The sequence below is a fragment of the Acrocarpospora macrocephala genome (genome assembly GCF_009687865.1).
Taxonomy (GTDB): Bacteria; Actinomycetota; Actinomycetes; order Streptosporangiales; family Streptosporangiaceae; genus Acrocarpospora; species Acrocarpospora macrocephala.
In genome coordinates, this window is sequence record NZ_BLAE01000076.1 from 50045 (window position 1) to 57547 (window position 7503).

Sequence of the window (7503 nt, forward strand, 5' to 3'; positions counted from 1 at the left end):
CGCTACTTCATCGGTTTTCGGGGGTCAACGTGGGGGTCGCCTCAGGGGGTGCTCGGGGGTATCCCGGATGGGCGCAGCCTCGGGAAATCCACAGAATCAGAGCATGCGAACAAAGCGGAACCTGGCCCTCGCGGGCGCGGTCATCGGATCGGCCCTGGTTCTTACCGGCTGCGGCCTCGACCTGAACTTCAACAGATCGCAAAGCGTGGAGAAATACGACGTCACCGACAAAGTGACGGCCCTCGCCGTGGACGCCGGCTCCGGCGACGTGATCGTGAACGAGTCCGACCGGACCGGCATCCAGGTCACCGAGACCCTGAACTACCGGGGCGCGCAGCCCACCGACGGGCACGAGGTGTCCGGCGACACCCTGAGACTCGCCTACGACTGCAACGACTGCTCCATCGACTACCGCGTCGAGGTCCCCCGCGGCCTCAACGTGCGCGTCGACACCGGCTCCGGCACGATCACCCTGCGCTCCCTGACCGGCCCCATCGACGTCTCCACCGGCTCGGGCGACATCGAGGCCAACGGCCTGACCAGCAAGACCGCCCTCGCCGACACCGGCTCGGGCGACGTCGAGCTCAGGTTCAACGCAGCCCCCGACAACACCCAGGTCACCAGCGGCTCCGGCGAGGGCGTCGTCTACGTCCCCAAGGGCACCTACCACGTCACCCTGCAGAGCGGCTCGGGCGAGCACACCGTCCAGGTCGCCCAGGACCCCGCCTCCCCCAAGAAGATCACCATCAAGACCGGCTCCGGCGACGTCAAGGTCCTGGTCTAGCCGAGCACCGGGAAGCTGCTGGACGCATCGTGGGCTGGGCGGGCGATTATCAGGGTGCGCGATCTTTGGGTGTCATGCCACCATCGAAGGGAAGACACCACGGTGTCGGACTGTTGGTCTAGTAGAGATGACATATATGCGCAACGAGCCAGAGGACATCGGCGACTACGAACTTGAGGAGCGTCAGGCGCTCAGACGCGTCGCGGGTCTCTCGACGGAGCTCACGGATATCACCGAGGTCGAATACCGCCAGCTCAGGCTGGAGCGGGTCGTCCTGGTGGGAGTGTGGACCAGCGGCACGGCCTTCGACGCGGAGAATTCGCTGCAGGAGCTCAAGCTCCTGGCCGAGACCGCCGGATCCGAGGTCCTGGAGGGCCTGATCCAGCGCCGCGACAAGCCAGACTCGGCCACGTATATCGGGTCGGGCAAGGCCACCGAACTCCGCGACATCGTCTCGACCAGCGGCGCCGACACCGTGATCTGCGACGGTGAGCTGACGCCAGGACAGCTGCGGCAGCTGGAGGAGATCGTCAAGGTCAAGGTCATCGACCGGACCGCCCTCATCCTCGACATCTTCGCCCAGCACGCCAAGAGCCGGGAGGGCAAGGCCCAGGTCGAGCTCGCCCAGCTGCAGTACCTGCTGCCGCGGCTGCGCGGCTGGGGTGGCAACCTGTCCCGCCAGGTCGGCGGCCGCGCGGCGGGCGGCGTCGGCATCGGCGGCCGCGGCCCCGGTGAGACGAAGATCGAGCTGGACCGGCGGCGGATCCGCGAGCGCATGGCCAAGCTGCGGCGCCAGATCAAGGAGATGTACACCTCCCGCGAGACGAAACGGCATCGCCGGCAGTCGCGCGAGGTGCCCGCGGTGGCCATCGCCGGATACACGAACGCGGGCAAATCCTCGCTGCTCAACCGGCTGACCGGGGCCGGCGTCCTGGTCGAGGACGCCCTGTTCGCGACTCTCGATCCGACGGTACGGCGTGCGCGCACGCCCGAGGGCCGCCTGTTCACCCTCGCCGACACGGTGGGATTTGTCCGGCATCTTCCGCATCAGCTGGTGGAGGCGTTCCGGTCCACCCTGGAGGAGGTCGGGGACGCCGACCTGATCCTGCACGTCGTGGACGGTTCCCACCCCGATCCGGAATCCCAGCTCGCGGCCGTCCGCGAGGTGTTCTCGGAGATTTCCGGGGTGCGGGATGTTCCGGAGATCGTGGTGGTGAACAAGGCGGACGCGGCCGATCCGGTGGTGCTGGCGCGGCTGACCATGCGGGAGCGGCACAGCATCGTGGTGTCGGCGCGTACGGGGTCGGGGATTCCCGAGTTGATGGCGCTGATCGAGCGGGAGCTGCCGCGTCTCGATCATGAGGTGCACATGCTGGTGCCGTACGACCGGGGGGATCTGATCGCCCGGGCGCACCAGGAGGGCGAGGTGCTCTCCGTCGACCACACGGGCGATGGGACCATCCTGCACGCCCGCGTCCTGCCCAGCCTGTTCCACGAACTCGACCGGGTCGCCAAGCCCGTGGAGACGGTGTAGGACGGCGTCGAAGCCCCGGGTCCGCTCGGCATGCTTCTGGCGCGTGTCCAGAAGCGGACGCCACGGGATCATGGGCGCATGTCCGAAATGATGCCCTGCGGGGTGCCAGGTCGCGTGCTGAGCTGCTCTTCTGCCCGAGCGGGTCTTGGGTGGTCACGGCCCTGACACCCCGTCTGACGTCCGGCGAGGTTATCGTTTCGAGATCATGAAAACGAGCCGGAAGCGGGCAGAGAACCTGTTTCGACCGACCCAGTAAAGGTGACAAATCGGAGAATTAGGGGAGGCCAGCCCTAAAGCGGAAGGAAAACGACACTGGCCCACCGGGGTCGGCGTTGCTAGGATAAGCCAAGCCTTACGCGACAATCTTGCGCGGGTACACACGATGACACCTGTGAGTGCTGTTACACCTGGGGTGCGGGTGCGTTTGCCGGGTCTGAGCTGGAGCGACAGACTCGGAAGTGACGGGGGAGAAGGACGGGTCAACCGGATGCCAGGGAGGCGAACCGGCGTTCTTCTCAATAACCCTGTACAGCGAGCCGACCTGTGAAATAACGTAACTGAACTGAAATCGCCGAGGCTACCCTCACGGCGATCCGGTCATCGCACAACCCGGTGCGCGATGAGAGCAGGAGACCCCCCAATGACGTCCGGACACGGAGCGGACCCAGCGGGCGCGGCGCCCACGAGCTGGGCTTCCGCGGCGTCCTCAGGGACGTCGTCACGGATGGTGGTCGGATGACCGTTCGCCTTCTCACCAACATCGGCCGCCTCTGGACCGGCCATGACGTGTGCAGCAACGCGTCGATCCTGGTCCACAACGACCGCATCGCCTGGGTCGGCCGCGCGGCTGACCTGCCGCAGTCGGTGCCCGGCGTCGTCGACGACATCACCGACGTCGACCACGTCGAGAACCTCGGCGGCGCGCTCGTCACGCCCGGCCTGATCGACGCCCACACCCACCCGGTGTACGCGGGCAACCGCTACGCCGAGATGGCCATGCGCTCGGGCGGCTCCTCGGTCTCGGCGATCACCGCCGCTGGTGGCGGCATCGGCTCCACCGTCACCGTGACCCGCGGCACCGACCCGTGGACGCTCTGCAACGGCGTCCGCGAACGTCTCCGCGAGTGGCTGCTCAGCGGTACCACCACGGTCGAGGCCAAGACCGGCTACCACCTCACCCGCGACGGCGAACTCGCCGACGTGCGCCTTCTCCGCGAACTGGAGAAGGAGCCGATGATGCCGCGCGTGCACGTCACGTTCCTCGCCGCCCACGTCGTCCCGCCGGAGTACTTCGGCCGCCAGCGCGACTACGTCGAAGCCGTCGCCGCCTGGTGCGCGGACGCCGCCGCGGCCGGAGCCGACAGCGTGGACGTCTACTGCGACGACGGCCACTTCAGCCCCGACGAGGCGCGCTGGGTGCTGGCCTCCGGCCGCAACGTCGGCCTGCTGCCCCGGGTGCACGCCGGCGCGTACAGCAAGCGTGGCGCCGTGCAGCTCGCCGCCGAGATGGGCTGCGCCTCCGCCGACCTGCTCCACCACATCACCGACGAGGACATCGCCCTGATGGCCCGCTACGGCGTGCCCGCCGTCGTCTGCCCCGGCACCGCCCTCTCCAGCGGCTCCCTCCCGCCGGTCCGCCGCCTGATCGGCCAGGGCGTCCCGATCGCCCTCGGCAGCGACCACAACCCCGGCCACTGCGGCATCACCTCGATGGCCCTGGTCATCAGCCTCGCCGTCGCCGCCTTCGGCATGAGCGTCGGCGACGCCCTCCGCGCCGCCACCCTCGGCGGCGCCCAGGTCCTCGGCGCCCCCGACCGAGGCGTCCTCGCCCCCGGCCGCCTCGCCGACATCGTCCAATGGGACGCCGACCACGAAGGCGCCTTCGCCTGGGCCTTCGGCCTCAAACCCCGCCGCGTCTGGCGCGGCGGCACCCCAGTCCAGTAACCAGCGATCTTTCATATAAGTGACGGCGGTTCATGGCGTCGCCATTTATGTTGCGTCGACGCCGGACAGATCGCAGTTGACGGGATCCCCGCCCTCCACCTCTCTCGCGACCCCCGAGAGTCCTCGACCACGATGTATCGCTGTTGCGATGCCGGCGACCTGCTCATTCGGTGGATGGCGATCAGCTGGTGGGTAATCTCTCGATATGTCGGTCGTTGTGGTCACGGACTCCTCGGCCTACCTGCCGCCTGTTGAGGCGGACAGGTGGGGCGTGACGGTCGTTCCATTACAAGTGATCATTGGTGGCCGCGAGTTCGACGACGGCGCTCAGATCGACGCTAAGGGCGTCGCCGACGCGTTACGGGAGTGGACACCCGTCACAACGTCCCGTCCCGCCCCACAGCGTTTCGCGGACGCCTACGAGGCCGCCGCCGCCCGCGGGGCCACCGGCGTCGTCTCGGTCCATCTTTCCAGTGAAATGTCCGGCACACTCGACGCCGCCAGGATCGCCGCCAAGCAAGCCCTCATCCCCGTCGAAGTAATCGACAGCCGCTCCATCGCCATGGGCCTCGGCTTCCCCGTCCTCGCCGCCGCCCGCGCGGCCGCGCTAGGCGCCACTCTCCCCGAGGTCGCCGCCATCGCCCGAACCACCGCCGCCGCCACCCAGAGCTTCTTCTACGTCAACACCCTCGAATACCTCCGCCGAGGCGGCCGCATCGGTGCCGCCGCCACCGTGCTCGGCTCCGCCCTCGCCATCAAGCCCCTCCTCCACCTCACCAACGGCTCGATCACCCTCCTGGAAAAGGTACGGACGACGACTCGCGCCCTAGCTCGCCTGGAAGACCTGGCAACATCCACCGCCGGCGAAACCCCCGTGAACATCGCGATCCAACATCTCTCCACCCCCACCCAGGCCGATTCCCTAGCCAGCCGCCTCACGACCCGAATCCCCAACCTCAACCACATGATGATCGTTGAAGTAGGCGCCGCGATAGCCGCCCACACCGGCCCCGGCATGCTCGCCGTAACCATCTCCCCCCAACCCTGACCAACATCCCGAATCGGCTGGCCACTTGGGGACAGCACCCCACTATCCACAGAACCCCGTTCGGCCACCCGCGGGCTAGCTCGCCTCTCTAAGGTCGCAGCCGTGGGAACCAGGGAACGCCAACAAGCCGAACGAGCCGCCATCGAAGTTCGCCTCCACCGGCTAACCTCTCGCGCCATCCCTGGACCCTCCACGCCCTCCACCCCATCTCACGACATTCACCCCACACTTCCTCCCACCACTTCCCAATCTCCATACTCCTCGCCTTTTCCCGTCACATCCCAGCTTTCTCCAGCCCACCCCTCGTTTTCATCCGCTACCTCCCATATCAGCCACTCTTCGCCTCTGGCCACTGCCGTTCGCGACGCCCATCCCCTTCCTTCGGCCGCCATCTCCCATTCCTTTTCTCCAAATCCCATACCTTTCACGCCGGGACCCCCTCCGTCATTCGGTGTTGCGGCCCCATCTGGTACGGAAGAGTTGCCGCACCAATTCGACCCACAGGACCGCCTCAGGCCTTACGACGGAATGGCCCGCGAGTCCGCTTATGGGAGCCAGGCGGAGGTTAGCCGTCCCGACGAGGTGAAGAGGGCAACGCAGAACCAGGATTACGATCTGGATAGATCGCCGACGGCCACTCTTATCGGGCACGGAAAGGGCAGGAGTGGAACAATTTCCGGCCGCCTCCGCGAGCTGCTTGGAGATAGCGAACGTTTCGACCCTGGCCGCCCAGGCGTAAGGGCCCTGATACTGCTCGGGATCGCCGCCGCCGTGGTGGCCGGAATCTACGCATGGCGATCACAACCTGTCCCCGAACCCCTTCCGCCACCCACCCCCGCCAGCGCCGGATCTCCGGCCACCCCCTCACCGACCTCCAGCGTGACGATCCATATCACCGGCAAGGTCCGCGACCCAGGCGTCCTGGCATTACCCATCGGCTCAAGGGTCGTAGACGCCATAACCGCAGCCGGAGGCATAAGGAAGGGCGCCGACACCGGCCCACTCAACCTCGCCCGCCGCTTGGTAGACGGCGAACAAATCGTCGTCGGCCTCCCGCCCCCTCCCGGATCCCACCCACTAACCGACCCCGCAACCACCAACATCCTCAGCCTCAACTCAGCAACCGCCGACCAACTCGAACAACTCCCCGGCGTCGGAGAAGTCCTCGCCCAACGCATCATCGAATACCGCGACACTCACGGCGGCTTCCAAAGCATCGAACAATTACGCGAAGTCTCCGGCATAGGAGAAAGAAAATACGCCGAACTAAAAGACAAAGTGTCCCCGTAGTCCATAAATTAGGGTCTTCGAAGTCATCCAGGAGCCTCTGCCGAAGGTGCCTGGAGTCCATCAGGCTCTTAGCCTCGCGAAGTTCGGTGCGGTTAATTTCTCTGTAGCCATCACACTGATGGGCTTCCCGATCAAGTTCGTATGGCCATCAATAAAAACGGGGGCATTTCGAGTGGCCATGCCTAGGGCCGAGGATGGGTCCGTGCATGAGGACGAGGATGAGCTTGTTCAGTCGGGCCATTCTCTGGTGCTGGTTGGGCCAGCGGTTTCCGCGTGGGTTGTTGCGCTGATTTTGGTGGCGTGTCCGGCGTTGGTCGGTGGCCTTATGGCGGCTGCTTGTTTGGGAGTCGGGGGCTGGGTGGCCTGGTTCGGAAGCCGGGTGGGAGTAAGTGAGCGATGGCGGAACGTCGTTGTTGGGAGCCTTTGCTGTGCTGGGGTTGTGGCAGGAGTGGTGGCAATCAAAGTGCACGCGGTCACCACAGGTCCCGTTGCTGAGTTGGCGGCTCGGAATGCGGTGGTAAAGGCGGAGATCGTGCTCACCGGCGATCCACGCGCGCGGTCGCGGTCTGGGGGTTCGGGCGCGAGCGTGGTTGTGGAGGCACAGATTGTGCGGCTTGAACTTCGCGATGGGTTGGCGCTTCAGGCGCGGCGGTCGGTGATGGGGACCGACGCGGGCTCTGCGGGCAGCGCTTCGGAAGCCGACGCGAGCCAAATCGGTGTGCGGGGAGCGGTGGGGGCGGATTCGGCTGTGGTGATCGGCACGGGAGCCCCGCGCAACGCTCTGGAGGCTGACGCGAGCCGAGTCGGTGTGCGGGGAGCGGTGGGGGCGGATTCGGCTGTGGTGGTCAACGGGGTGGGGGTGGAGTCGGCTGTGGGTGTGGTTGGGGTGAGGGTGGATTCGCC

At 66.6% G+C, this 7503-nt stretch carries 5 protein-coding genes and 1 pseudogene; 5 read left to right on the forward strand and 1 reads right to left on the reverse strand.

Going from position 1 to position 7503, the window contains the following annotated elements:
* Positions 1 to 103: 103 nt before the first annotated feature.
* The 5 genes from Amac_RS45030 (at position 104) to Amac_RS56875 (ending at position 6600) form a co-directional block, all read left to right on the forward strand.
* Positions 104 to 784, forward strand: coding sequence for a DUF4097 family beta strand repeat-containing protein (locus tag Amac_RS45030; RefSeq protein WP_170322982.1), 681 nt, complete (start codon positions 104 to 106; stop codon positions 782 to 784).
* Between the two features lie 127 nt (positions 785 to 911).
* Positions 912 to 2318 carry a GTPase HflX gene (gene hflX, locus Amac_RS45035; protein ID WP_155360587.1) on the forward strand — a complete coding sequence of 469 codons (1407 nt, stop codon included), beginning with the start codon at positions 912 to 914 and terminating at the stop codon, positions 2316 to 2318.
* Between the two features lie 735 nt (positions 2319 to 3053).
* Entirely contained in the window at positions 3054 to 4262 is a 1209-nt protein-coding gene (hutI, locus tag Amac_RS45040; protein ID WP_155352063.1) for an imidazolonepropionase, read from the forward strand.
* 205 nt (positions 4263 to 4467) lie between these two features.
* Entirely contained in the window at positions 4468 to 5310 is an 843-nt protein-coding gene (locus tag Amac_RS45045) for a DegV family protein (protein ID WP_155360588.1), read from the forward strand.
* Positions 5311 to 6189: 879 nt separating this feature from the next.
* Positions 6190 to 6600 (forward strand): ComEA family DNA-binding protein, encoded by a 411-nt coding sequence (locus tag Amac_RS56875; protein WP_246269109.1) that lies wholly within the window; start codon positions 6190 to 6192, stop codon positions 6598 to 6600.
* Positions 6601 to 7239: 639 nt separating this feature from the next.
* On the opposite strand, the pseudogene Amac_RS55635 reads toward Amac_RS56875, so the two are convergent.
* A pseudogene (locus tag Amac_RS55635) lies at positions 7240 to 7503 on the reverse strand (hypothetical protein); the annotation flags it as partial.

What these genes read in the sequence shown, in the direction of transcription:
- Amac_RS45030 (WP_170322982.1), top strand. Translation starts at nt 104, where the DNA reads ATGCGAACAAAGCGGAACCTGGCCCTCGCGGGCGCGGTCATCGGATCG.
- Amac_RS45045 (WP_155360588.1), top strand. Translation starts at nt 4,468, where the DNA reads ATGTCGGTCGTTGTGGTCACGGACTCCTCGGCCTACCTGCCGCCTGTT.
- hflX (WP_155360587.1), top strand. Translation starts at nt 912, where the DNA reads ATGACATATATGCGCAACGAGCCAGAGGACATCGGCGACTACGAACTT.
- hutI (WP_155352063.1), top strand. Translation starts at nt 3,054, where the DNA reads ATGACCGTTCGCCTTCTCACCAACATCGGCCGCCTCTGGACCGGCCAT.